General features: G+C 75.6%; 21 protein-coding genes. 8 read left to right on the top strand and 13 right to left on the bottom strand.

The window, feature by feature from the left end:
• Positions 1 to 76: 76 nt before the first annotated feature.
• Genes dhaK through dhaM form a run of 3 tightly spaced genes read left to right on the top strand, consistent with a single transcriptional unit; the run spans position 77 to position 2,136 of the window.
• Positions 77 to 1,078 (top strand): dihydroxyacetone kinase subunit DhaK, encoded by a 1,002-nt coding sequence (dhaK, locus tag BLS21_RS19455; protein WP_091222367.1) that lies wholly within the window; start codon positions 77 to 79, stop codon positions 1,076 to 1,078.
• Positions 1,075 to 1,707, top strand: a complete 633-nt coding sequence (gene dhaL / locus BLS21_RS19450; RefSeq protein ID WP_091222365.1) for a dihydroxyacetone kinase subunit DhaL — start codon at positions 1,075 to 1,077, stop codon at positions 1,705 to 1,707. Before dhaK ends, dhaL begins: the two co-directional genes overlap by 4 nt.
• Positions 1,708 to 1,710: 3 nt before the next feature.
• Positions 1,711 to 2,136: a dihydroxyacetone kinase phosphoryl donor subunit DhaM gene (gene dhaM / locus BLS21_RS19445; RefSeq protein ID WP_091222362.1), complete on the top strand. Its 426-nt coding sequence runs from the start codon at positions 1,711 to 1,713 to the stop codon at positions 2,134 to 2,136.
• 36 nt (positions 2,137 to 2,172) lie between these two features.
• Here dhaM and BLS21_RS19440 read toward each other — a convergent pair whose 3' ends face one another.
• Positions 2,173 to 3,219: a class I SAM-dependent methyltransferase gene (locus BLS21_RS19440; RefSeq protein WP_091222516.1), complete on the bottom strand. Its 1,047-nt coding sequence runs from the start codon at positions 3,217 to 3,219 to the stop codon at positions 2,173 to 2,175.
• Between the two features lie 150 nt (positions 3,220 to 3,369).
• On the opposite strand from BLS21_RS19440, the gene BLS21_RS19435 reads away from it, so the two are divergent.
• A complete protein-coding gene (locus tag BLS21_RS19435) occupies positions 3,370 to 6,198 on the top strand; it encodes an ATP-binding protein (protein ID WP_091222360.1) in 2,829 nt (942 codons plus the stop codon).
• 96 nt (positions 6,199 to 6,294) lie between these two features.
• Here the strand turns inward: BLS21_RS19435 and BLS21_RS19430 are convergent, their stop codons facing one another.
• A complete protein-coding gene (locus tag BLS21_RS19430; protein WP_175479652.1) occupies positions 6,295 to 6,981 on the bottom strand; it encodes a winged helix-turn-helix transcriptional regulator in 687 nt (228 codons plus the stop codon).
• A gap of 110 nt (positions 6,982 to 7,091) precedes the next feature.
• Between BLS21_RS19430 and BLS21_RS19425 the strand changes: the two genes are divergently transcribed.
• On the top strand, positions 7,092 to 7,523 hold the full coding sequence (locus tag BLS21_RS19425) for a cupin domain-containing protein (protein ID WP_091222355.1): 432 nt from the start codon (positions 7,092 to 7,094) through the stop codon (positions 7,521 to 7,523).
• 86 nt (positions 7,524 to 7,609) lie between these two features.
• Here BLS21_RS19425 and BLS21_RS19420 read toward each other — a convergent pair whose 3' ends face one another.
• Entirely contained in the window at positions 7,610 to 8,380 is a 771-nt protein-coding gene (locus BLS21_RS19420) for a PIG-L deacetylase family protein (RefSeq protein WP_091222353.1), read from the bottom strand.
• Positions 8,377 to 9,600, bottom strand: coding sequence for an MFS transporter (locus BLS21_RS19415; RefSeq protein ID WP_091222350.1), 1,224 nt, complete (start codon positions 9,598 to 9,600; stop codon positions 8,377 to 8,379). Before BLS21_RS19415 ends, BLS21_RS19420 begins: the two co-directional genes overlap by 4 nt.
• 126 nt (positions 9,601 to 9,726) lie before the next feature.
• On the opposite strand from BLS21_RS19415, the gene BLS21_RS19410 reads away from it, so the two are divergent.
• Entirely contained in the window at positions 9,727 to 11,259 is a 1,533-nt protein-coding gene (locus tag BLS21_RS19410; RefSeq protein ID WP_091222347.1) for an ATP-dependent DNA ligase, read from the top strand.
• Between the two features lie 11 nt (positions 11,260 to 11,270).
• On the opposite strand, the gene BLS21_RS19405 is transcribed toward BLS21_RS19410, so the two are convergent.
• From BLS21_RS19405 to BLS21_RS19395, 3 genes are all read right to left on the bottom strand, one after another.
• On the bottom strand, positions 11,271 to 12,449 hold the full coding sequence (locus BLS21_RS19405; RefSeq protein WP_091222344.1) for an FAD-dependent oxidoreductase: 1,179 nt from the start codon (positions 12,447 to 12,449) through the stop codon (positions 11,271 to 11,273).
• 189 nt (positions 12,450 to 12,638) lie between these two features.
• The gene (locus tag BLS21_RS19400) at positions 12,639 to 13,871 is read right to left on the bottom strand and encodes an MFS transporter (protein ID WP_091222342.1); all 1,233 of its coding nucleotides are present in this window, start codon (positions 13,869 to 13,871) and stop codon (positions 12,639 to 12,641) included.
• 66 nt (positions 13,872 to 13,937) lie between these two features.
• Positions 13,938 to 14,588 (bottom strand): hypothetical protein, encoded by a 651-nt coding sequence (locus BLS21_RS19395; RefSeq protein WP_091222339.1) that lies wholly within the window; start codon positions 14,586 to 14,588, stop codon positions 13,938 to 13,940.
• Positions 14,589 to 14,774: 186 nt separating this feature from the next.
• Here BLS21_RS19395 and BLS21_RS26275 point away from each other — a divergent pair, with 186 nt between their 5' ends.
• On the top strand, positions 14,775 to 15,407 hold the full coding sequence (locus tag BLS21_RS26275; RefSeq protein ID WP_091222337.1) for a CG0192-related protein: 633 nt from the start codon (positions 14,775 to 14,777) through the stop codon (positions 15,405 to 15,407).
• 2 nt (positions 15,408 to 15,409) lie between these two features.
• On the opposite strand, the gene BLS21_RS19385 is transcribed toward BLS21_RS26275, so the two are convergent.
• Positions 15,410 to 16,438, bottom strand: coding sequence for an Atu2307/SP_0267 family LLM class monooxygenase (locus BLS21_RS19385; protein WP_091222334.1), 1,029 nt, complete (start codon positions 16,436 to 16,438; stop codon positions 15,410 to 15,412).
• Between the two features lie 191 nt (positions 16,439 to 16,629).
• Between BLS21_RS19385 and BLS21_RS19380 the strand changes: the two genes are divergently transcribed.
• Complete coding sequence (locus BLS21_RS19380) at positions 16,630 to 17,562, top strand: alpha/beta hydrolase (RefSeq protein ID WP_091222332.1); 933 nt, start codon at positions 16,630 to 16,632, stop codon at positions 17,560 to 17,562.
• A gap of 67 nt (positions 17,563 to 17,629) precedes the next feature.
• Here BLS21_RS19380 and BLS21_RS19375 read toward each other — a convergent pair whose 3' ends face one another.
• The 5 genes from BLS21_RS19375 to BLS21_RS19355 form a co-directional block, all read right to left on the bottom strand.
• Positions 17,630 to 19,039: a hypothetical protein gene (locus tag BLS21_RS19375; protein WP_217636210.1), complete on the bottom strand. Its 1,410-nt coding sequence runs from the start codon at positions 19,037 to 19,039 to the stop codon at positions 17,630 to 17,632.
• Positions 19,036 to 20,118, bottom strand: a complete 1,083-nt coding sequence (locus BLS21_RS19370) for an ABC transporter permease (RefSeq protein WP_091222329.1) — start codon at positions 20,116 to 20,118, stop codon at positions 19,036 to 19,038. The genes BLS21_RS19375 and BLS21_RS19370 overlap by 4 nt, the downstream gene beginning before the upstream one ends.
• Entirely contained in the window at positions 20,111 to 21,634 is a 1,524-nt protein-coding gene (locus tag BLS21_RS19365; RefSeq protein WP_091222327.1) for a sugar ABC transporter ATP-binding protein, read from the bottom strand. Before BLS21_RS19365 ends, BLS21_RS19370 begins: the two co-directional genes overlap by 8 nt.
• An 82-nt stretch (positions 21,635 to 21,716) precedes the next feature.
• On the bottom strand, positions 21,717 to 22,685 hold the full coding sequence (locus BLS21_RS19360) for an ABC transporter substrate-binding protein (protein ID WP_091222324.1): 969 nt from the start codon (positions 22,683 to 22,685) through the stop codon (positions 21,717 to 21,719).
• Between the two features lie 67 nt (positions 22,686 to 22,752).
• Positions 22,753 to 23,805, bottom strand: coding sequence for a LacI family DNA-binding transcriptional regulator (locus BLS21_RS19355; RefSeq protein ID WP_091222322.1), 1,053 nt, complete (start codon positions 23,803 to 23,805; stop codon positions 22,753 to 22,755).
• Positions 23,806 to 23,823: the final 18 nt, after the last annotated feature.

Genomic DNA, 23,823 nt, shown 5'->3' with positions numbered 1-23,823 from the left:
GTGCCCGTCGGTGCACCCTCCTAGCCTCCTGCCCCGGGACCCCCGTCACCGGGAACGCCGAGGCCAGGAGGCTGCGATGAAGAAGCTCATCAACGACCCCGCGGACGTCGTCCCCGAGGCGTTGCGCGGCCTGGCCCTGGCGCACCCCGAGCTGCGGGTCGACCACGAGAACCGCGTCGTCCTCCGGGCCGACGCACCGGTGCGGGGCAAGGTCGGCCTGGTCTCCGGCGGCGGCTCGGGGCACGAGCCGATGCACGCCGGGTTCGTCGGGATGGGGATGCTCGACGCGGCCTGCGCCGGGGAGGTGTTCACCTCGCCGGTCCCCGACCAGGTGGTGGCGGCGACCCGCGGCGTCGACGGCGGCGCCGGCGTGCTGCACATCGTGAAGAACTACACCGGCGACGTCATGAACTTCGAGATGGCGGCGGAGCTGGTGGCCGCCGAGGCCGACACCGAGGTCGTCGCGGTGGTCACCGACGACGACGTCGCCGTCCAGGACAGCCTCTACACCGCCGGACGGCGGGGCGTCGGCGTCACCGTCCTCGTCGAGAAGCTGGCCGGCGCCGCGGCCGAGGAGGGCCGGCCGCTGGCCCAGGTCGCCGACATCGCCAAGCGGGTCAACGCCAACGGCCGCAGCATGGGCATGGCGCTCACCTCCTGCACCGTGCCCGCGGCCGGCCGGCCGACCTTCGACCTGCCGGACGACGAGATGGAGATCGGCATCGGGATCCACGGCGAGCCCGGCCGCCGCCGCGTCCCGCTGGCGCCGGCGCGGGAGGTCGCCGAGATGCTCCTCGAGCCGGTCCTGGCCGACCTGGACATGACCGGCGGCGACGGGGTGATCGCCTTCGTCAACGGCATGGGCGGCACCCCGCTCCTCGAGCTGTACCTCATGTACGCCGAGGTGGTCGCCGTCCTGGAGAAGGCCGGGGTCGGGGTCGCCCGCAACCTCGTCGGCTCGTACATGACCAGCCTGGACATGGCCGGCTGCTCGGTCACCCTGCTCAAGGCCGACGACGAGCTGCTGCGGCTGTGGGACGCCCCCGTGCGCACCCCGTCCCTGCGCTGGGGCGCATGAGCGCCGTCGACGCCGCCGCGCTCACCGCCTGGGTCCGGGAGTTCGCCCGGCTGGTGCACGAGCAGCGCGACGCGCTCACCCAGCTCGACGCCGCCATCGGCGACGCCGACCACGGCGCCAACCTCGACCGCGGGATGACCGCGGCCGTCGCCGCCCTCGAGGCCACCCCCTCGGACGACCCCGCCGCCGTCCTCAAGACGGTCGCGACGACGCTGATCAAGACGGTCGGCGGCGCCAGCGGACCGCTCTACGGCACCTTCTTCCTGCGCGCCGCAGGCGCCCTGGACGGGGACGACGGCCGCGCCCTGGCCACTGCGGTGCGCGCCGGGTACGACGGCGTCGTCGCCCGGGGCAAGGCCGAGCGCGGGGACAAGACGATGCTCGACGCGCTCGGCCCGGCGTGCGACGCGCTCGACGAGGCCCTCGGCTCCGGCAAGCCGCTGGGCGAGGCCCTGGGCGCCGCCGCCGAGGCGGCCGCGGCCGGGCGCGACGCGACCGAGCCGCTGGTCGCCCGCAAGGGCCGGGCCAGCTACCTGGGTGAGCGCAGCGCCGGCCACGTCGACCCCGGCGCGGCCTCGTCGACGCTGCTGGTGCAGGCCGCCGCCACCGCGCTGGCCGGCGAGGGCTGAGCGGTGCCGGTCGGACTGGTGGTCGTGTCGCACAGCCGCGCCCTCGCCGACGCCGCCGTCGAGCTCGCCCGCGGCATGCTGCCCGGCCGCGAGCTCGCCGTCGGCGTGGCGGCCGGGGACGTCGACGGCGGCCTCGGCACCGACGCGACGGCGATCGCCGACGCCGTCACCGCGGCCGACAGCGGGGACGGCGTCGTCGTCCTCATGGACCTCGGCAGCGCCGTCCTCTCCGCCGAGACCGCGCTGGAACTGCTGGACGACGACGTCCGCGAGCGGGTGGTCCTCTCCCCCGCTCCCCTGGTCGAGGGCCTCGTCGGCGCGGCGGTCACCGCGGCCGCCGGCGCCGACCGGGACCGGGTCGCCACCGAGGCCCTGCGCGGCCTGGCCCCTAAGCAGGCGCACCTCGGTGGGCCGGCCGGCGGGAGCTGACCCCCCGCCGGCCGGGACCGCGGCGCCGGCCGGGGGCTACGGACGGATCTGGTAGACCAGGTTGAACGGCGTCTGCGCCGCCCGCCGGAACCGCGTGAAGCCCGCCTCGGCCGCGACCTCGCGGATGGCGGCCTCACCGGCCTGGGCGCCGAGTGCGCGGCCGCCCGGCTGGGCGAGCGCGTTGGGGACGCACAGGAACGTCGAGCCGTTGTAGTACAGCCGCCCCACGGGGTCGAGGGTGTCCTCCACCGTGTCGCCGGCGAACGGTTCGACGAGCAACCACGTGCCGTCGGGCGCCAGCGCCTCGCGCACCCGGCGGGCGGCACCCACCGGGTCCCCCATGTCGTGCAGGCAGTCGAACATCGTCACGAGGTCGTGGTCGCTGCCGGAGAAGGTCTGCGCGGAGGCCACCTCGAAGCTCACCCGGTCGCCGACCCCGGCGTCGGCGGCCTTCTTGCGGGCCAGGTCGATCGACCCGGCGTGCGAGTCCGAGCCGACGACGGTCGTGCGCGGGTAGGCCTGGGCGAGCAGCACCGAGGTCGAGCCGAGACCGCACCCGACGTCGGCGACCCGCGCCCCGGCGGCCAGCTTCTCCTCGACCCCGTCGAGCTCGGGGATCCAGTCCGGCACCAGCTGGGCCACGTAGCCGGGTCGGTAGAAGGCGTCGCACCCCACGAAGACGTCCTCGTGGTGCTCGCTCCAGGCGACGCCGGCACCGGTGCGGAAGGCCTCGGTGATCCTCGGTTCCGCACGCAGGTAGCCGAGGACGACGAGGGACGCCGCGGCCAGGTTGGGCCCGTTCGGGTCGGCCAGGCAGAACGCCTGCTCCTCGGTGAGCGAGAACGCGCCGGTCGCCGCGTCGTAGCCCACCCACCCGCCGGCGGCCTGGCCGCGCAGCCACTCGGTGAGGTACCTGGGGTGGCACCCGCTGCGCTCGGCGAGCTGCTCGGGCGTCGCCGGGCCCTGCGCCAGGGCGCGGTAGAGCCCCAGCCGGTGGCCGATCGCCACCGCGCCGACGGATCCACCCGCGCCCAGGTCGGTGACGAAGCGCTCGAGGAACGCCGTCACCCTGCTCTGGTCCATCTCGTCCTCCTCCACTGTCCTGCGGTGTCGCGACAGACGGTGGGCGCGGGCCCTGTCACGGCTCTCGCAGGCGCTGGCAGCCCGCTGACAGGGCGGCCGACCCTCCCGTCCGGGGGCCGAGGCGGGCACGCTGGGCACCGGAGGTGCGCGATGTCGGGCGACCAGGCGGCGGGGGTCCGGGTGGAGGTGCTCGGGCCGCTGCGGCTGGTCGTCGACGGCCGAGTGGTCGACGTGCGCGGTCCCAAGCGACGGGCAGTGCTGGCCCTGCTCGCGCTCGCCGAGGGCCGGACCGTGCCGGTGGACACCCTGGTGGACGCGCTGTGGCCGTCGGAGGTGCCGGAGTCGGGCCGCCAGGCCCTGCACAGCCACGTGTCCCGGCTGCGCGGGCACCTCGGCTCCGCGGCGGCCCGGCTGGAGACCGAGCCGGACGGCTACCGGCTCGTGCTCGAGGGCGACGCCCTCGACGTGGCGCGGGCGCGGGCGCTGCTCGCGGCGGCGCGCTCGCGCGGACGGCAGGACCCGGCCGGTGCGCTCGCCGTGTTGCGGGAGGCACGGGCCCTCTGGCGGGGACCGGTCCTGTCCGACCTCACCGACGTCCTGCCGATCGCCGCCGCGGTCGAGGAGTGCACGCGGCTCCTGCGGGAGGTGACCGACGCGCTGATCGGCAGCGCGATCGCCGCCGGGAAGGCGGAGGAGGTGCTGGGCCTGGCGGCCGCGTCCCTGGCCGACGACCCGCTGCGCGAACCCGCGGTGCTGCTGCTGGTGCGGGCGCTGGCGGCGACCGGGCGGGCGCCCGAGGCGCTGCGGACCGCGCGCGGGTACCGGCAGCGGCTGGCCGAGGAGACCGGCCTCGACCCGTCACCGGAGCTGGACCAGCTGGAACGGGAGGTCGCCGGAGGTGCTGCCGGTCCGGTACCCGGACCCCGGGTGTCCGTCCGGCCCGCGACCCGGCTCATCGGCCGGGACGCGGAGGTCGCTGCGCTGCACCGGCGCCTGGAGAGCGAGCGGCTGGTCACGCTCGTCGGGCCGGGCGGTGTCGGGAAGACCCGCGTCGCCGTCGAGGTCGCGCGACGCAGCGGGACGACCGCGACGCTGCTGCTCGCACCCGTCACCGATCCGGCCGCCGTCCCGCACGCGCTGGCGGCGGCCCTGGGCCTGGAGGTCGTCCGGGGCGACGTCCTCGCGGCCTGCGTCGCCGTCCTGGGCGACCGCCCCGGCCTGCTGGTGGTCGACAACTGCGAGCACCTGCTGGACGCGGTCCGCGACGCGGTCGACGCCGTCCTGTCCGCCTGCCCGCGGGTCGCCGTGCTCGCCACGAGCCGGGAGCCGCTCGGTCTGGCGGCCGAGTGCGTCGTCCGGCTGGCCCCGCTCCCGCTCCCGGACGGCGACCGGGACCTCGCCCGGGTCCCCTCCGTGGCGGTCTTCCTGGACCGGGCCGACCGGGTGCGCCCCGGCCCCCCACCGACACCCGACGAGCTGCGCACGGTGGCGGACATCGTGCACCGGCTCGACGGCATGCCGCTCGCCATCGAGCTGGCTGCCGGCCGGCTGTCGACCTTCTCCCTCACGGACCTGCGCAGCCGGCTGACCCGCTCGCTGGACCTGCTGGGTGGGGGGCGCCCCAGTGGGGACGCCCGGCACCGGACGCTGCGCGCGACCGTCGAGTGGTCCTACCAGCTCCTCTCCGAGGACGAGCGGCGCCTGTTCCGGCAGCTGTCGGTGTTCGTCGACGGCGTCGACCTGGGGACCGCCGAGCGGCTCGCCGCCGACCTGGACCTGGGCAGCGACCCGGGGAGCGTCCTGGCCCGCCTGGTCGACGCCTCGATGGTCGAGGCCGACATCGCGGAGGGGGGCGCGCGCTACCGCATGCTCGACACGCTGCGGGCGTTCGGGCTGGACCGGCTGGCGGCGGCCGGAGAGCGGGAGGCCGCGACCGACCGCATGCAGCGCTGGGCGGTCGAGCTGGCCGCCTGGTTCGCCGCCACCACCCTCACCGACCGCGAGCCCGAGGCCGACGCCGTCCTGCGCCGGGAGGTGGCCAACCTGCGGGCCGCCTGGCGGTCGGCCCGCAGCCGCGGCGCCCTCGACGACGCGATCGCGATGGTCCTGGGGCTGTACGACGCCGTCACCTACCGCGACCTCGTCGAGCTCCGCAGCTGGGCCGAGGAGCTGGCCGCCGACCCGGCGCTCACCGGCCACCCGCGGGAGGCCGCGGTGCTGGGCACGGCCGGTGAGGCCGCCTACCACCGCGGCGACCTCCCCACGGCGGTCCGGCTCGCCCGCGCGGGGCTGGATCGCGCGACCGACGCGATCGGGACGGGGTACTGCCTGCTGCCGCTGTCGGTGGTCGCCCTGGCCCGCGGGGCGTACGCCGAGGCCGCCGAGCACGCCCTCGCCGCGGCCGCGCTCCGGGCCCGGCCCGGCGAGCTGCTCGGGATCGCCGCCCTCGCGCTGGCCTACGCGGGGGACGCCGACCGGGCGCGGAGCCTCAACGACCGCGGGCTCGCCGAGGCGGTCTCGCCCTCGATGCGGGCCTTCGGTGCCTACGTCACCGGGGAGATCGAGACCTCCGTCGGCCGCCGGGACCGCGCCGAGCCCCACTACGTCCGGGCCATCGACCTGGCCCGGACGGCGGGGGCCACCTTCGTCGTCGGCATCGCCTCCGTGGGGCTGCTCCCCGCACGGGCCGACGCCGGCCGGGTCCGTGAGGCGCTGGTCGGGTACCGGGAGGTGGTCGACTACTTCGCCCGCACCGGCAACTGGACCCACCAGTGGACGACGCTGCGCAACCTCGCCGACCTCCTCCGCCGGCTCGGCGACGAGCAGCCGGCCGACCTGCTCGACGCGGCCTCCGACCGGGCTCCCGACGCCGCCGCCCGCAGCACCCCACCGCGGCCGGCCACCGTCGAGGTCCCCGACCGGGCCGCCGTGCTCGAGGTGGCGCGGCTGGCCATCGAACGCAACCTCACCCGCGCGTGACCGTCGCACGGAGGTGACCTGGGCCCCAGGCGCGGTCGGCGACGACTGAGTGCGGCTGACGCGGGTGGAGGACCCCCAGCTGCCTGCGGGAAGGGCTCAGGAGGACGGCAGGGCGGACGCAGGGATGCGGTGCACGGCGTGCGGGCTGGGGCGGATCCACCGGGGGAACGCGCGGACCAGGCCCGGCGGCCCGTCGATCCGGATGCGCTGCTGACGGACCAGGTGGGCGTAGCTGCACTCGCGCAGGTGCCAGCGCGCGAGGGCGTCGGCGTCCGTGCGGAGGACCAGGTCCTCGGAGGTCCCCGGGTAGTGGGTGCAGACCTCGGCCACGGGGCGGTGCAGCAGCAACCAGTAGGGGCCGGCGGCTGCCTCGCGCAGCTCGACCCGGACGGTCACCTGGCCGGGTGGCAGGGCGTCGACGTCGACCAGTCGCGCGGTGGCCCACAGGACGTAGGCCGGGTCGATGTGCTGCGGCTCGACCTCGAGCCAGCGCATCCCCCAGGCGCCCATCGCGTCGCACAGCGGCTTGAGGTCCCGGCCGGCATCGGTGAGGTCGTAGGTGACCCGGCGGCCGGGGCCGGTGCGACGCTCGACGATGCCAGCCCTCTGCAGGCCGGCCAGCCGCTGGACGAGCAGCGCCTTCGGGATGCCCGGCGCCCCGGCCAGCAACTGGCCGAAGGTCGTCACACCCGCGAGCAGGTTCCGGATGATGATCGGCGTCCAGCGCTCGGCGAACAGCTCGGCCGTCCGTGCGACCGGGCAGTACTGACCGTAGGTCCGCACACCCCGCAGTCTGGCACCCGGAGGGTCACCGGGGCGGTTCACTTTCTGGGCTGGAGTGCCCGAGGACGGCGCAGCATCGTGGGTTCCTCTCACTGGAGGAGGCGGTCACAGTGGCCGGGTACTACGTGAACAAGGACGCCGGGGAGATCTGCGACCTGGGCGTGGTCTCGATGCGCGTCCTGGTCGAGGACCAGGCCGGGGGCGCCTTCGCCCTGGCGGAGTTCCGCGGGGACGAGGGCCCCTGGACGATCCCGCACGTGCACCAGCGGACCAGTGAGTCGTTCTTCGTCCTGGACGGCACGTTCGACTTCGAGTGCGACGGGGATGCGGTCACCGCAGGACGCGGGGACTACTACCTCGTCCCGGTCGGCAGCCCGCACATGATCACAGCGCGGCGAGGCGGCGGGACCCTGCTGGCGATCATGGCCCCGGCCGGGTTGCACGAGATGTTCAAGGCCCTCAGCCGGCTTCCCGGTGACAGCCTGCGTGACCCGGTCGTCCGCCGCGAGATCTCCTCCCGCTACGACTCCGTACCCGTCTGACGAGCGTGCCCTTCGCTGAGCCGCGCCCTGGAGTGCAGGATGTCCTCGGGCAGAGCCCGGTCCCTCAGGTCACCTGGATGCGACGCTCACCCGCGCGTGACCGCCGCGACCGGCCGCTGGGCGACCGGCGCCGAGCGCCGGTGCTCGACGAACGACTCCTCACCGACCCAGGCGGTGTAGCAGTCGATCCCCATCGTGGCGATGAGGCCGGCCGTCTGGGTCGTCTGGGCCGCCAGCGCCCGGACCTTGCGGGCTGCCGTGTCCGGGTCCAGCACCAGGTCGACCGCCAGCTGCTCGTCGGGGACCGCGACGGGGTAACCCGGCAGGTAGACGCCCAGGCGTTCGTCCAGGTCCTGCCACCGGGGCACCCGCCGCTCGGGGGCCGCCGCGTACAGCAGCCGGGCCCCCCGCGCGGCCGCCCGGTCGAACGCCGCGGTCACCCACGCCGACACCGTCCGGTGGTCGGGGTGACCGGTGATGCCGTCCGGGCCGAACGTCACCACGGTGTCCGGGGCGACCTCGTCGATCACCTCGCACAAGGCCGCGACCGCCTCGGACGCGGGGGCGTCCGGGCACTCGCCGTCCCGGTACCCGAGCCAGCGGTGCTCGGAGACGCCGAGGAGCGCCAGGCAGCGCGCCAGCTCGCGGGTGCGCTCCGCGGCCAGCCGCGGGGGCGGCCACGCCTCCGGGTCGGGGGTGCCCAGCTCGCCTCGCGTCGCGGTCACGCACACCACGCGGGAGCCGCCGTCGCGAGCCAGCGCCATCAGCCCGCCGGACAGGTAGGCCTCGTCGTCGGGGTGCGCCCAGATGCCGAGGACGGTGCCCAGCTCGGCGACGACGGTCACGGACTCGGTCATGATCGGACCTCCAGGTCGAGGGATCGGTGCAGGATCAGTCCGGCGCTGCCGAGGGCGACGCCGAGCAGCGCCAGCGGGCCGGGGCCGGCGGTGTCCACGACGAGACCGCCGAGCAGCGCACCCACCGCGAAACCGACGTGGGTCGCCGCGCTGTTCAGGGCCAGGGACACCGACGCCGCGTCCCCGCCCAGCCGGAGCACGCGGTGCTGCTGCGCCGCGGTGAACGCCCAGGCCGCGGTCCCCCACCCGGCCACGACGACCAGCAGCGCGCCGCCGGTCGAGGCCACCAGCGGGAGCGCGGCGACCGCCGCCGTCAGCGCCCCTCCCGCCAGCAGGACCAGGCGCCGGTCCCCGAGCCGGTCCGCCAGGATCCCGCCCCACCGGGCTCCCGCCGCGCCGCCGAGGCCGAACGCCGCCATGACCAGGCCGGGACCGGCCGGTCCGGCGACCGGGTCCAGGAGCACGCCGAGGTAGCTGTACACGCCGTTCGAGCCGGCCATCACCAGGACCGTCGCGCCCAGCGTGACGACGACCGCGGGGCGGCGGACCGGGCGCAGCCGCTCGGACAGCGTCGACGGGGGCAGCCGACCGGACCCGACGTCGCCGCACAGCAGGACGACGACGCCGCCGGCCGCGAAGACAGCGGCCAGGCCGAAGGCCGCACGCCACGACAGCAGCCCGGCCAGCAGGACGCCGAGCGGTGCACCCAGGACCATCGCGGCCGAGGCCCCGCCGAGGACCACCCCCAGTGCCCGGCCACGGGACCGCGCCGGGACCGCCGCGACGGCTGCCGCGGCAGCGACCGGCACGTGCACGGACGCCGCGAGGGCGCCCAGCACCCGGGCGACGAGGAGCACCGCGAACGTCGGTGCCGCCGCCGCGATCGCGGTGCACGCCCCGAACGACGCCAGGGACCCGATCAGCACCCGCCGCCGGGGGCGCGCGCCGAGCGCAGCGCCGAGCACCGGGCCGCCGACGGCGTACGCGGCCGCGGACACCGTTCCCGTCAGGCCGGCGGTGCCGACCGTGAGCCCGAGGTCGTCGGCCAGACCGGGGAGCACCCCGGCCACGACGAAGAGGTCGGTGCCGGTCGCGAACGCACCGATCCCCAGGACCGCCACCGGCGTCGCCGTCCCACGGCCCCGCTCCGGCGCGCCGACCGCCCGGGCCGGCGCCGCTGCGTCCACCGATCGACCGGCCATCTCGTCCTCCACCTCCACGGGTCCTCACGGTGGCCGCGCCCCCTCGCACGGCCCTGTCACGCGGCTGGCACGGCCGCCGCCCGCCTGACAGCGCTGCGGCACCGGCACCGCGGTGGTGTCGGACCCGGCTGCCACCATGGCGCCGTGCTGTTCGCCGACGTCGTCACCGCCTCCGCCGCGGTGGCGGCCACCCGCTCGCGCACGGCCAAGGCCACGGCCATCGCCGACCTGCTGCGCCGCGCGGACGGCGACGAGGTGCGGGCGGTTCCCGCGTGGCTGGCCGGCGATCCCCTGCAGGGCCGGCTCGGGGTCGGCTGGCGCACGCTGAGCCGCCTCGCGCACGACCCGGCCACCTCACCGCAGCTGACCGTCCCCGACGTCGACCGTGCGCTCACCGAGCTGGCCGGCACGACCGGCACCGGGTCGGCGGCCCGGCGGGAGGCGCTCCTCGGGCAGCTGTTCACCGCCGCCACCACCGACGAGCAGCGCTTCCTCGTCCGGCTGCTCACCGGCGAGCTGCGGCAGGGCGCGCTGGAGGGCGTCGTCCTCGACGCGATCGCCGCCGCGGCCGACGTCCCCACCGCAGCCGTGCGGCGAGCGTTCATGCTGTCGGGCAGCCTGCCCGACACCGCCGCCACCGCCCTGGCCGGCGGCACGGACGCGCTGGAGGCCGTGCACCTGCGGATCGGCCGCCCGGTGCGGCCGATGCTGGCCGGCCCCGGCGCCTCGCTGGACGCCGTGCTGGCCGACCTCGGCGACGCCGTCGCGGTCGAGCACAAGCTGGACGGCGCCCGGATCCAGGTGCACCGCGACGGCGACGTCGTGCGCGTCTGGACCCGCACCCTGCGCGAGGTGACCGACGGGGTGCCCGAGCTGGTCGCGCAGGTCCGGTCGCTGCCGTGCCGCACCGCCGTCCTCGACGGGGAGACCCTCGCCCTGGACGACGACGGCCGGCCGCGCGCCTTCCAGGACACGATGAGCCGCTTCGGCAGTGACGAGCCCGACCCCGCCGTCGTCCTCAGCCCGTTCTTCTTCGACCTGCTGCACCTCGACGGCCGCGACCTGCTCGACGAGCCGCTGGCCGTCCGCCTCGACGCGCTGGCGGGGCTGCTGGCCGGCGCGGAGCACGCGGCGCTGCGGATGCCCGGCGTCCGCCGGCCCACGCCCGAGCAGGCCGCCGAGGTGCTCGACGCCGCGCTGGGCGCGGGGCACGAGGGCGTGGTGGTCAAGGCGCTCGACGCGCCCTACGCCGCCGGCCGCCGCGGGCGGGCCTGGCAGAAGGTCAAGCCGGTGCACACCCTCGACCTGGTCGTGCTCGGCGCGGAGTGGGGGTACGGCCGGCGCGCCGGGAGGCTGTCGAACATCCACCTGGGCGCCCGCGACCCCGACGGCGGCGAGCCGGTGATGGTCGGCAAGACCTTCAAGGGGATGACCGACGAGCTGCTCGACTGGCAGACGCGGACCTTCCCCGGGCTCGCCCGCGAGCAGCACGAGTGGGGCGTGCTGCTGGAACCCGAGCTGGTCGTCGAGGTCGCCCTGGACGGCGCCCAGCGCAGCCCCCGCTACCCCGGCGGCGTCGCGCTGCGCTTCGCCCGGGTGGTGCGCTACCGGCCGGACCGGTCGCCGGCCGACGCCGATCCGCTCGACGCCGTCCGCGCGCTGCTCGCCGGGGGCTGAACGCGGAGCCCTCAGGCGGGGACCGCGGGAGCGTCCCAGTCGACGGAGTGGGCCCGCACCCAGGCCTGCGGGTCGCGGCGCCGCAGCACGAACGGCATCACCAGGTCGCGGGCGACCCGGCCGATGGCGGGGGGCGACTTGGCGCTGCTGGTGCGGAATGCCTGGGCGACGACCCGCTCCACCCGCTCGTGGCGCAGTCCCTCGAACGCCGCCAGGGCCGCGGGGAGCGGCAGGTCGCGCAGGCAGCGGGCGAGGACGACGGCGTCCTCGACGGCGAGCGACGACCCCTGACCGGCCGCGGGCGAGGTGGCGTGCACGGCGTCCCCGATCAGCACCATGCGGCCGGCGGACCACCGGCGCACGGTCGGGACGTCGTACGTCGTCCACCCGCGCAGCGGGCCGGGTGTGGCCTCGACCAGGTCCAGGACCGGCGACCGGTCCCCGTGGTGCAGGTCGGAGAGCAGGGCGCGCCACTCCGCGTCCGAGGTGCCCGCCACCTCGCCGGCCGGCGGCTCACGGGTCAGCGGCGGGTTGGCGAACCACCAGGTCCCCCCGGACGGCGCCGCGAGGTACCCGGCGAACCCGCGCCGGCCGAACACCATCGTGAGCCGGCCGACCTCGGCGTCCGGCGGGACGTGCTCGGAGTACCCCGCGGTGTTGAGCACCGGGACGAAGCGGGGTGGCGGCCCCCCGGGGTCGACCAGGGCCCGGACGGTGGAGCGGACGCCGTCGGCCCCGATCAGGAGGTCCGCCTCCTCGGCGGTGCCGTCGGCGAAGACGGCCGTCACCGCGGAGGCGGTGCAGCGCGCGTCGACCAGGCGGGAGCCGTAGCGGACGTGCACGCCGCGGCGCAGCGCCTCGGCGTGCAGCGCCCGGTAGAGGTCGGAGCGCCGCAGGGAGAGGCCGACGCTCCCGTCGGGGCCCGACGTGGGGACGGCGCCCAGCACCTTCCCGGTCCAGCTGCGGAACTCGATGACCGGGGTCGGGAAGCCCACGCCGGCGACCGCCTGCTCCGCGTCGATCGCGCGCAGCGCGTCGAGCCCGTTGGTCTGCAGGCCCAGCCACGCGCCGACGTCGCCCGCGGGGCCGGCGTGCGCCTCGTGCACGGTGGCCTCGATGCCGACGCGCTGCAGGGCCATCGCCACGACGGGCCCGGCGACCCCGCCGCCGACGACGATCGCTCGGGTCATGCCCACCTCCGCGTGGTCCCGTCCGAGAGGGCATCTCCTCACAGGCCGGCGCCGGATGCCACCCCTGCGCGCCCGGCGCGGCGTGCCCGACCACCGTTCCCGGACGCCCTCCCGCTGCCCACCACGGGGGCACGGGCGGAGCACCCCCGCAGGCACGTCCGCTCCGGCTCCCGCTCCGCTCGCCGTCCGCTACCGGCCGGACGGCTCGCCGATCGGCGCCGACCCGCTCGACGCCGTCCGGGCCCGGCTCGCGGAGGGCTGGACGCCGGCCCGCGCCGGCCAGCTCACCAGCGCCGTGCCCGCACCCAGGACGGCGACCGCGCCGAGCAGCGCCACGCACGCCGGCCACCCGGCCGACGAGAACAGCGGCGCCGGGACGACGGCGCCGATGGCGCCACCGGCGTAGTAGCAGGTCAGGTACAGGCCGACCGCGCTCGACCGGGCCTCGCCGCCGCTGGCCGCGGCCTGGGCGGTGGCGCACGCCTGCGCGGCGAACACGCCGGTGCACGCCCCGGCCAGTCCGGCGACGACGGCCGCGGTCGCCGGCACGAGGGTCAGTGCCAGCCCGGCGAGCACGACGGCGGTGGCCACCACGAGCACGCCACGACGGCCTCCCCGCGACACCAGCCACCCGGTCAGCGGCGTGACGACGACGGCGACGAGGAACACCGCGAACACCGCCCCGACCTGCGCGGTGCCCAGCCCGAACGGCGGCCCGGACAGGTGCAGCCCGGCGTAGGTGAAGGCGCCGACCTGCACGAACAGCACCGCGGCGCCCAGGGCGCAGGTGCCCAGCAGCCGCCGGTTGCGCAGGTGGCCGCCGATGCCGCGCAGGCCGCCGAGGACACCGGTCGTCGGCGCGAACCGCCGCTCCCGCGGCAGCGACGCCGCGACCCCGCCGAGCACGACCACCAGCACCAGCGCCAGGGCCGCGAACGACGCCCGCCAGCCGAACGCATCCGCGACCGCCCCGGAGAGGAACCGGCCGAGGAAGCCGCCGAACGCCGTCCCCGAGACGTAGAGGCCGTTGACGGCCGCCGACCGGGACGCGGGCACCTCCTCGGCCACGTAGGCCACCGCGACCGCGAAGACGAAGGGGACGGCCAGGCCCTGCGCCGCCCGCGAGGCCAGCAGCACGGCGAAGCCGGGGGCGAGAGCGCAGGCCACCGTCGCCCCGGCCAGCACGGCGATCGCAGTCAGCATCACGCGCTTGCGGCCCAGCCGGTCCGACACCGCCCCGGCGAACGGCGCGGCCACCGCGATCCCCAGCGCCGTCGCGCTCACCGTCCAGGCGGCGGCGGTCGCGGAGACGCCGACGTCGGCGGCGAGCGCCGGCAGCAGCGGCTGGGGCGCGTAGATCGTCAGCAGCGCCGACAGGCCCAGCAGGAAGACCGCCGCGTCCGTCCCTCGCGGTGTCCGCATCCCGCCCACCGCACCACAGGGCGTCGGGGCGCGGACGCCGGGGTCGGTCCGCGTGCGGCGCGGCGGTCAGACCCCCGGCGGGGACGCGGCCGGGACGGCGTCCGAGGACGACGCGGTCGTGCCCGAGGACGGCGTCGGTCCCGGTGACCGCCTGGCGGGTCCGAGCCGCGCCATCTCCTGCTCGTAGCACTCGTGCAGCAGGACCAGCCGGTCGACCAGCCGGTCCACGTACGCGGCCGAGGTGCTGACCGGGGTGGGCTCCAGCATCAGGGACCAGAACAGCCGGTCGACGTCCCGGCCGCAGCCGTGCCCGCGCCACTCCGCCGGGGACGGGCGGTGGCCCAGGGCGGCCGTGAAGCGCCGCGAGACCGACTCGCGCAGCTCGCCGACGACCGCGTCGTGGACGGCGAGGGCGTGCGCGTCCTCCCCCCCGGCCCGGCGCGCCGAGCGGCGCGGGCGCCGTGACGCCGCCGGCCCCGGGACCACCAGGCCGATCGCGCGACCGAGCAGGGGGGTCAAGCGGAACCGGTCGCCGTCCGACAGCCGGTCGTTGGCGTGCCGCAGGACCGCGGCCAGTTCCCCGTCCACGCAGCCCGGGGCGTCGGTGAACGGCTCGCCGGCCAGGAGGGCGGTGTACTCCAGGAAGCACGCCCCGCGCGCCGGACTGCGGTGCCTGCCCCGGCTGAGCACCGGCATGGACGCCGGACCCTGCGCCATCGCCCCGCCTCCTCCACCCGTTGCCCCGACGGACGGGTTCCCGGTGCGTTCCGACCGGGGAGCACGAACGGCGTCCCGCCGCCCGTTCCCGGTCGTAGGAGCGTACGGCGGACGGGGGATCCGCGGCAGCCAGCGGCGACGGCACCCGTCCGGGCAGCCCGGCCACCGGCCCGTACGGTCGGCCTCATGGCACTCATCCACCGGGCCACCCTGCGGCCGTCGAAGCTCGAGCTGGTGGCGGGCTGGGCGCCCGGCCGCCCGTGGGGTGCCGCGGCCGCAGGCGCCGAGCTCGAGCAGGTCGCCGCCTACCGCTTCGACGACCCGGCCGGCGAGGTCGGCACCGAGACGTTCGTGCTGCGCGTCGGCGACACCCTGCTGCACGTGCCGGTGACCTACCGCGGCGCCCCCGCCCCGGAGCTGGCGGAGCACCTGGTGGGGACGACGGAGCACTCGGTGCTCGGCCGGCGCTGGGTCTACGACGCCTGCGCCGACCCGGTCTACGTCGCCGCGCTGGCCGCCGCGGTGCTCACCGGCGCCCCGCAGGCCGAGGAGCACGTCGTGGTCGACGACCGGCAGGAGCGCCGTGACCCCACCGCGCACGTCACCGGCAGCGGGACGGCGGCCGGCGTCGGCGCCCTCGGCCCGCCGACCGCCACCGACACCGCCGACGCGACGACCGTCCGCGCCGGGGACCTGGAGCTCGTCGTGCGCCGCGTGCTGGCGCCGGTCGCGCCCGCCGACGGCGCCGCGACGCTCACCGGCACCTGGGCCGGGCAGGACGACCCGGTCCTGCTCGCCACCGCGCAGGGGAGCGTCTGACCTCAGGCGGACGCAACCCGCGGGGCCACCTCGGTGCCCAGCAGCTCGATGCCGCGGAGCAGGTCGGCGTGCGCCAGCCGCGGGTTGGTCATCTGGATCGAGACGCGGTCGACCCCGCCGAGCTGCCCGGACACCCGCACGAGCTTGTCGGCCACGGTGTCCGGGTCGCCCGTGAAGAAGGCGCCGTTCGGGCCGCTGGTCGCGTCGAACTGCGCCCGCGTCGGCTGGGCGAAGCCGCGCTCGCGGGAGACCTTGGTGAACATCTCGTGCCAGCCCGGGTAGATCGTGTCGGCGGCGGCCCGGGTGCTCTCCGCGACGTAGCCGAAGACGTGCAGCCCCACCCGCAGTCGCTCGGGCGCGTGCCCGGCCTGCGCGCCGGCCCGGCGGTAGAGGTCGACCAGGGGCGCGAACTGCCGCGGCTCCCCGCCGATGATCGCCACCATCAGCGGCAGGCCGAGCAGCCCGGCGCGGACGAAGGACTCCGGCGTCCCGCCGACCCCGACCCAGATCGGCAGTGGGTCCTGCAGCGGCCGCGGGTAGACGCCCTGCCCGGTGAGCGGGGGGCGGTGCCGGCCCGACCAGGTCACCTCCTCGGAGTCCCGCAGCCGCAGCAGCAGGTCCAGCTTCTCCTCGAACAGCTCGTCGTAGTCCGCCAGCGACAGCCCGAACAGCGGGAACGCCTCGACGAACGAGCCGCGGCCGACCACCAGGTCGACGCGGCCGCGGGAGACGAGGTCCAGCGTGGCGAACTGCTGGAAGACGCGGACCGGGTCCGCGGCGCTGAGCACGGTGACCGCGCTGCCCAGCCGGATGCGCGAGGTGCGCGCGGCTGCGGCGCCCAGGATCACCGGCGGTGCCGAGTCGTAGTACTCCGGGCGGTGGTGCTCACCGATGCCGAAGGAGTACAGCCCGACCTCGTCGGCGAGGGCGATCTCCTCGAGCAGGTGCGCCATCCGCTCCTCGGGCCCGACCGGTCGCTCGGTCGAGGGGTCGGTCACCGCTGCGACGAAGCTGTCGACGCCGACGTGCACGGCTGTCCTCCTCGGGGGTGGGGGCCGCCACCGGCGACGGTCCAGTGTTCAACCAGTCAACCAGGCCGCGCCCCGGCCCGAGGTCAGCGGCGGGTCGCCCGGGTCGCCAGGTGCGGACACCCGAGTGCCGGGACCGTCGTCCGGCGCGGATAGGTTGCCGTGACCCAGCACACGCACGCACAGGAGGCCCGGTGCCGGTCGACCCGCACATCGCCGCTCTGCTCACCATGCTGGCCGAGACCGGCCTGCCGCCCATGCACGAGGGGACGGCGGAGGCCGCCCGGACCCAGTACCTGGTGATGAGCGCCGCGCGCTCCCCGGACCTGGTCGTGCCGGTCGCGGCGGTCGAGGACACCACCGTGCCCGGCGCCGAGGGCGACCTGCGCGCCCGCGTGTACCGGCCCGAGGGCGAGGGCCCCTTCCCCACGGTCGCCTTCTTCCACGGCGGCGGCTGGGTGATCGGCGACCTCGACACCCACGACCGGTCGGTGCGCGAGATCTGCCGCGGCAGCCGCGCGGTCGTCGTCGCCGTCGACTACCGGCTCGCCCCGGAGCACCCCTTCCCCGCCGCGGCCGACGACGCCGTCGCCGCCGCCCGCTGGATCGCCGCGCACCGGGACGAGCTGGGCGGGGACGACCGGCTGGCCGTGGCCGGCGACAGCGCGGGCGGCAACCTCGCCGCCGTCGTCGCCCAGCAGCTGACCGCCGAGGGCACACCGCTCACCGCGCAGCTGCTCGTCTACCCGGCGGTCGACGCGCTCGGCGACTATCCCTCGCGCACCGAGAACGCCCGCGGCTACTTCCTCGAGCAGCCGACCATGGACTGGTTCTACGGCCACTACGCCGGAGCCTGGGACGACGCCAAGGACCCGCGGCTGTCCCCGCTGCACGCCGCCGACCTCTCCGGGCTGCCGCCGGCGGTCGTCGTCACCGCGGAGTACGACCCGCTGCGCGACGAGGGCGAGGCCTACGGCGAGGCGCTGCGCGCCGCGGGGGTGCAGGCCCGGGTCCGCCGGTACGACGGGCTGATCCACGGCTTCTTCGCCATGGGCGCGGTGTCCCCGGCGGCGCAGGCCGCCGTCGACGAGACCTGCGCGGCCTTCGGGGAGCTGCTGCACCGCTGAGCCGGGCCCGGGCGCAGACCGGCCCCGCACGTCGGCGGACGTGCGGGGCCGGTCGCGACGGGCCGCGTCAGGACTGCGTGACCACGGGCGGGGACTCGAGCTGGTCGGCCACGGCGCTCCAGCTGTCGGCGAACTGGCCGTAGGCGGTCCTGACGGTCACGCCGACCGGGAGCTCGGGGCACTCGTTCTCCCCGTTGGTCCCCCAGTTGACCCAGCCGGACTGCGGTCGTTGGACGATCTGGAACGCCCCTGAGGGAGCCGACGTCCACCAGACCATGGTCCGGCCGGTCTCCGAGTGGAACTCCACGGTCTTGGCCGCCGGACCGGCGAACACCGTCTCGTGCTCGACCGCCGAGACGTCCACCGGCTCGGCGTCCAGCTGCCACCGCCGGTCGGGCAGGTCGGCGAGGACGTGCGAGGCGGCCCGGACGCGGCCCAGCCGCTCGCGGATCTCCGCCTCGTCGAGCGCCCCCTCCCACACGCAGAACAGCCGCCAGTAGAGGTCCCAGTGCGCCGCCTCGATGTCGCCGGTCAGCGCCGTCCGGAAGCGGTCGAAGGTCTCGCTGCGCGACGTGGAGGTCGCCAGCGTGTCGCCGACCATGTCGGCCAGCTGACCGGCGTAGGGGTCGCCGCTGCGGTAGCGGGTGCCGCCCAGGGCCGCGAACCGGTCGAAGACGACGCTGCCCTGGCCGCTCTCGAACTCGTCCCCGACCGTGATCTTGTTGGTCACGGACCGGCCATTGATGACGGTCTGGAACTCGTCGACCCGGTAGACGCGGGTGAAGTGCGAACTGCCGTGGGTGAAGACCCAGTCGATGCTGAAGCGCTTCCCGCGCAGCTCGGGCAGGAGGCCGTCGGGCACGGTGCCGTGCATCCGGTAGTGGTGCTGCACCGGCCCGCGCTCCACCACCTCGATCTCCACGGTGGTGTGCTCGGGCGGGTTGATCAGGCCGTTCTCGGGGGTGAAGAACGGACCGTAGAAGCCACCGATCGCGTTGTTGCCCGACGGCAGCAGGTCCACGCCCTCCGCGGTCGACGAGAAGTGCCGCAGGCCCCACTTCGAGGACCCGGTCCCCTGCGCCGTCCCCCTGCACATCTCGAGGTCGAAGACGCCGGTGTCCAGCCGCACGAAGGCGTCCGCCTCCCGGGCGGGCAGCTCCCGGATGCCGTCGACGTCGGCGGCCGCGGGACCGGTCAGGGTCAGCTTCGTCTCGCCGACGAAGCTGACCGCGGCGACCAGGGTGGTCGACCCCGGCGCCTGCTGCGCGCGCAGCACCTGACAGGTCACCTCGTCGCCCTCCGCGGTCCGTGCCGTCCAGAGGTCGCCCTCCAGCTCGACGGGGACCGTGAAGACCACCGGCTCGTTCCGGCGCCGGCCGCCGAGGGGGTCCCGGACGTGGACGTCGGGCAGGGACACGAACTCCTCCTGGGAGGTCGGGGACACGGGGACGGCGGGCCGGGTGGGGTGGGCGCTCATGTGACGGCCCCAGCGGCACGGACCCGCTGGCGTCGCAGCGGCCGCTGCTTGAGCCCGTCGATGGCGACGGCCAGGATGATCACGCCGCCCTTGATCAGCAGCTGTGTGAAGAACTGGACGTTCATCAGGATCAACCCGGTGCTGAGGACGCCCAGGATGATCGAGCCGATCAGCGTGCCGTAGAGCCGGCCCCGGCCGCCGGCCAGGCTGGTGCCGCCCAGCACGACCGCGGCGATGGCGTCGAGCTCGTAGCCGGTGCCGGCGGTGGGCTGGGCGGAGACCACCCGCGCGGCGAAGATGATGCCGGCCAGACCGGCACAGGCGCCGGCGATCACGTAGACCGACGTGGTGACCCGCCGGACGTTGATGCCGGCCAGCCGGGCGGCCTCCGCGTTGCCGCCCACGGCGTACACCTGCTTGCCGTACCGGGTTCGCTCCAGCAGGAACCAGATGACCAGGTAGACGACGATCATCACCACGACCGGCGCCGGGATGCCGGCCACGTAGCCGTTGCCGATGTCCCGGAAGTTCAGCGTGTTGGACACGATGGGTTGGCCGTCGGTCATGGTGTAGGCCAGCCCCCGGAGGGCGGTCATCGTGCCCAGCGTGACGATGAAGGCCGCCAGGCCGAGGTACGCCGTCAGGATGCCGTTCACCAGGCCGGCGAGGCAGCCCGCCACGACGCCGAGGACGATCGCCACCCACGCCGGCAGCCCGCCGACCGCGGCGAGGACTGACACGACGCCGGAGACGGCGAGGATGGACCCGACGGACAGGTCGATGCCGGCGGTCAGGATGACCAGCGTCAGCCCGGCGGCGAGGATCGCGTTGATCGAGATCGACCGCGCGATGTTGAGCAAGTTCGACACGCTCGCGAAGTTCGGCGCGATCAAGACCATCAGCGCCACGAGGGCGACCAGCACGACGAGGATGCCGACCCGGTCCCACCAGCGGGCGAGGTCGACCCCGCGCTGGGCGGCGACACGTTCCTCGGCCGCGGGGACGGGGATCGACTCGGGGGCCGACGACGGGCCCGGGGAGGCCGGAGCGGTGGCGCTCCGGGGGGCGGACTCAGACATGGTGTGCTCCTGATGGGCTGGTGGCCGTCCCGGTGGCGTGGGACATGACGTCCTCTTCGGTGGTGGTGTGCGAGTCCAGTTCGGCGACGATGCGGCCGGCGCGCATGACGAGCAGACGGTCGCTGATCCCGATGGCCTCGGGCAGGTCGGAGGAGACGACGAGGACCGCCTTGCCGGCCGCCGTCAGCTCCTCGATGAGCTCGTAGATCTCCCGGCGGGCGCCGATGTCGACCCCGCGGGTGGGTTCGTCGAGGACCAGCACGTCGGCCTCGCGCATCAGCCAGCGCGCGAGGACCACCTTCTGCTGATTGCCGCCCGACAGCGCCCGGGCGGGGAGACCGATGGCGCTCTCGCGAATCCGCAGCTGGCGCATGTGCCGCTTGACGGCGGTCCGCACGGAGTCGCGCCGGAGCACCTGGGCGCGGCTGTGCTCCTGCAGGGAGCTGACTGCGATGTTGTCCTCGACGGTGTGGTCCAGGAAGAGCGCCTGCGCCTTGCGGTCCTCGGGGACCATGGCGAGGCCCGCGGCGATGGCCTGCTGGGGCGAGCGGGCCCGGACCTCCCGTCCGCGGACCCGGACGCTGCCGCCGTGGACGTGGTCGGCGCCGAACAGGAGCCGGCAGGTCTCGGTCCGACCGGCGCCGATGAGCCCCGCCATGGCCACGACCTCGCCGGCGCGGACCTGGAAGTCCACCGGGCCGACGAGCTCGCCGTCGGTCAGCCCCTGCACGTCGAGGACGACGTCGCCGGGCTGCCGGGGCGCGTGGGCGTAGAGGTCGTCGAAGGAGCGCCCGACCATCATGCGGACGACATCGGAGGGGTTGATCTCGGTGCGCTCCCGGGTGCCGACGTAGCCGCCGTCCCGGAACACCGTGATCCGGTCGGCGAGCTCCCACACCTCCTCCATGCGGTGGGAGATGTAGACCAGCCCCACCCCGGCCGCGCGCATCTCCCGGACCAGGCGGTACAGCTGCAGCGACTCCCCGCGCGACAGCGCCGCGGTGGGCTCGTCGAGCACCAGGACACGGGCGTCCTCGCTGACCGCTCGGGCTATCTCCACCATCTGCTGCATGCCGACCGACAGGGAGCCGAGCTCGCGGCGCGGGTCGATGTCGGCGCCGATGCGGTCGAGCTTCTCCCTGGCTTCGCGCAGCAGGGCCCGCCGGTCGAGGGAGCCCCACCTCGTCCGCGGCTCGCGACCGAGGGCGAGGTTCTCCGCGACGGTCATCGCCGGGACGGTGTTGAGCTCCTGGTGGATGATCGCGATGCCCAGCGCCGTGGCGTCCTTGGGGCTCTCGATCTCGACGGGCGCCCCGTCGAGGAGGATGCGGCCGGCGTCGCGCTGCACGTTGCCGGCGAGGATCTTCATCAGCGTCGACTTGCCGGCGCCGTTCTCGCCCATGAGGGCGTGCACCTCGCCCGCGCGCAGGTCGAAGTGCACCCCGTCGAGGGCGGTCGTCGCGCCGTAGCGCTTCGTCACGCCCTCCAGTCGCAAGAGGGGGATGTCCTGCGTCATCGATCGAGTCCTCTCGGGGTCCTGAGGGCCGGGCCCGGCCGGCCCGGGTGGGGCGGTCCAGCCGGGACCGCCCCACGTCGGGTCACCAGCCGGCGTACTCGTTGACGTTGTCCCGGGTCACCAGCTCGCTCGGGATCCGGATGTGGGTCTCGGCGATCTCCTCGCCGCTGACCATCTGCTGGGCCAGCTCGACCGCCCGGCGGACCATCTCGCCGGGCGCCTGAGTGGCGGTGCCGATGAACGGCGAGCCCGCCCGCTTCAGCTCGTCGACGGCCTCGGGGCTGCCGTCGACGCCGGTCACCTTCACCTGTCCGGCGATGCCGGCCTGCTCGACGGCGAGCACCGCACCGAGGGCGGACGGGTCGTTCATGCCGAAGATGCCCTGGACGTCGGGGGTCGCCGTGAGCATGTCGGTGGTGACGGCCAGGCCCGAGGCCCGGTCGTTCTCCGACGCCTGCTGACCCACGATCTTGATGCCGGGGAAGTTCTGCGCGACGTTCTTGCAGCCCTCGATCCGGTCGATGATCGTCTGGATCGGCGTGCCGTCGACCAGCAGGACGTTGCCCTGCCCGCCCAGCTGCTCGAACAGGTACGTGCAGGACGTCTCCCCGGCCTGGACCGCGTCGGTCTCCACGACCGCGTCGGCACCCACCGCGGGCGTGTCGACCGCGATCACGATGATCCCGGCCTGCTTGGCCCGTTGAATCGCCGGCTCGATGCCATCCTGGTCGACCGCGCTGACGACGATGAGGTCGACGCCCTGCTGGATGAAGGCGTCCATCTGGCTGGTCTGGGTGCCCAGGTCCAGCTGCGCGTCCTGGGTGTTGGCGGTCGCGCCGATCTCCTCGGCGGCCTGCTGCAGGCCGCGGTCCATCGCGGAGAAGAACGGGTTGGACATGTCCTGCACCAGCAGGCCGATGCTCTCGATGGACTCCGGCCCGGCCGCCGTCTCGGCGTCCCCGGAGGAACAGGCCGTGACCGACAGGGGCAGGACGATCGCGCTCAGGCCGGCGATGAGCCGGGCGGGGGTGGGACGGGTCGTACGGCGCACGGGTGTCTCCTTCGACGGGGCGGACAGCCGCCCGGGTGCTACGGGGGTCAGGAAGGGGGCGGCGGGGTCAGCAGCCGCAGGACTTGCGGACGACGAGGTCGAAGGCCACCTCCCGTCGGTCGTCCGGGAGGTAGGCCGGCGTCACGGGCCGGCCTGCCCGCTCCGCCTCGATCTGCGCGTCGATCAGCCGCGTGAGGGTCTGCGCGGCCAGCTCACCGATCGTCTCGCTGTGCTCGTCGAGCACGGTCAGCGGCGGGTCCAGCAGCGGCGCCCACGGGAACTCGTCGAACGCGATGACGGCCACGTCGTCGGGCACGCGCAGACCGCGGGACCGGAGCACCCGCAGGGCGCCCTGCAGCAGGGGGTTGTTCCCGGCCACGAGGGCCCGCGGCGCCGGGCCGGACCGGTCGAGGTGGGCCTCCAGGGCCCGCACCGCCGAGTCGACGTCGTTCTCGCTCTCCACGACCGTCAGCTCGGCGCCGTGCCGCCGGGCCGTCTCGCGAAGGCCCGCCTCGCGCGGGACCCGCGTCGACCAGCGGCTCGGGTAGGCCAGCAGCAGCCACTGCCCGTAGCCGTGCTCGGCGAGGTGGTCGCCGACGGCCTGGCTGGCCGACCGGTTGTCCGTCGTGATGCTCGGGACGAGTCCGGCCTCCTCCGGTGGGGCGGCGTCGACGAACACGACCGGGATGTCCCAGTCGTGCAGCAGGTCGAGGTTGCTGCCGCGGAGCGTCAGCGTGGAGATGACCCCGGCGGCGCGCGACTGGATCAGGTGTTGCACCGTGGCGTCCTCGAGGGCGGTGGTGTACCGCCCCTCGGCCGCGATGTCGGCCACGACGGTCGTGCGGCCGGACCGGCGCAGGGTCCGGTCGATCCCCCGCATGAGCTCCAGGTAGTAGTGGTTGCTGGTGCTCGCGGTGATCACCGCGACCGAGCTCCGGGTGTTCTTGCGCAGCTGCTGGGCGGCGGCGTTGGGCACGTAGCCGACCTCGCGGGCGGCCTTGAGCACCGCCTCCCGGCTGGCCGCCGACACCCCGTCGCCGTCGCTGAGTGCCCGGGACACCGTGTAGGTGGACAGGCCGCTGGCCACGCTGACGTCACGCAAGGTCGGCTTCCGCCCCACCACTGGCCTCCTAAACGT

This window comes from Geodermatophilus siccatus (genome assembly GCF_900103785.1).
GTDB classification, from domain to species: domain Bacteria; phylum Actinomycetota; class Actinomycetes; order Mycobacteriales; family Geodermatophilaceae; genus Geodermatophilus; species Geodermatophilus siccatus.
Note: the sequence above shows the minus strand (reverse complement) of the source record. Positions and strands in the feature narration are given on the sequence as shown.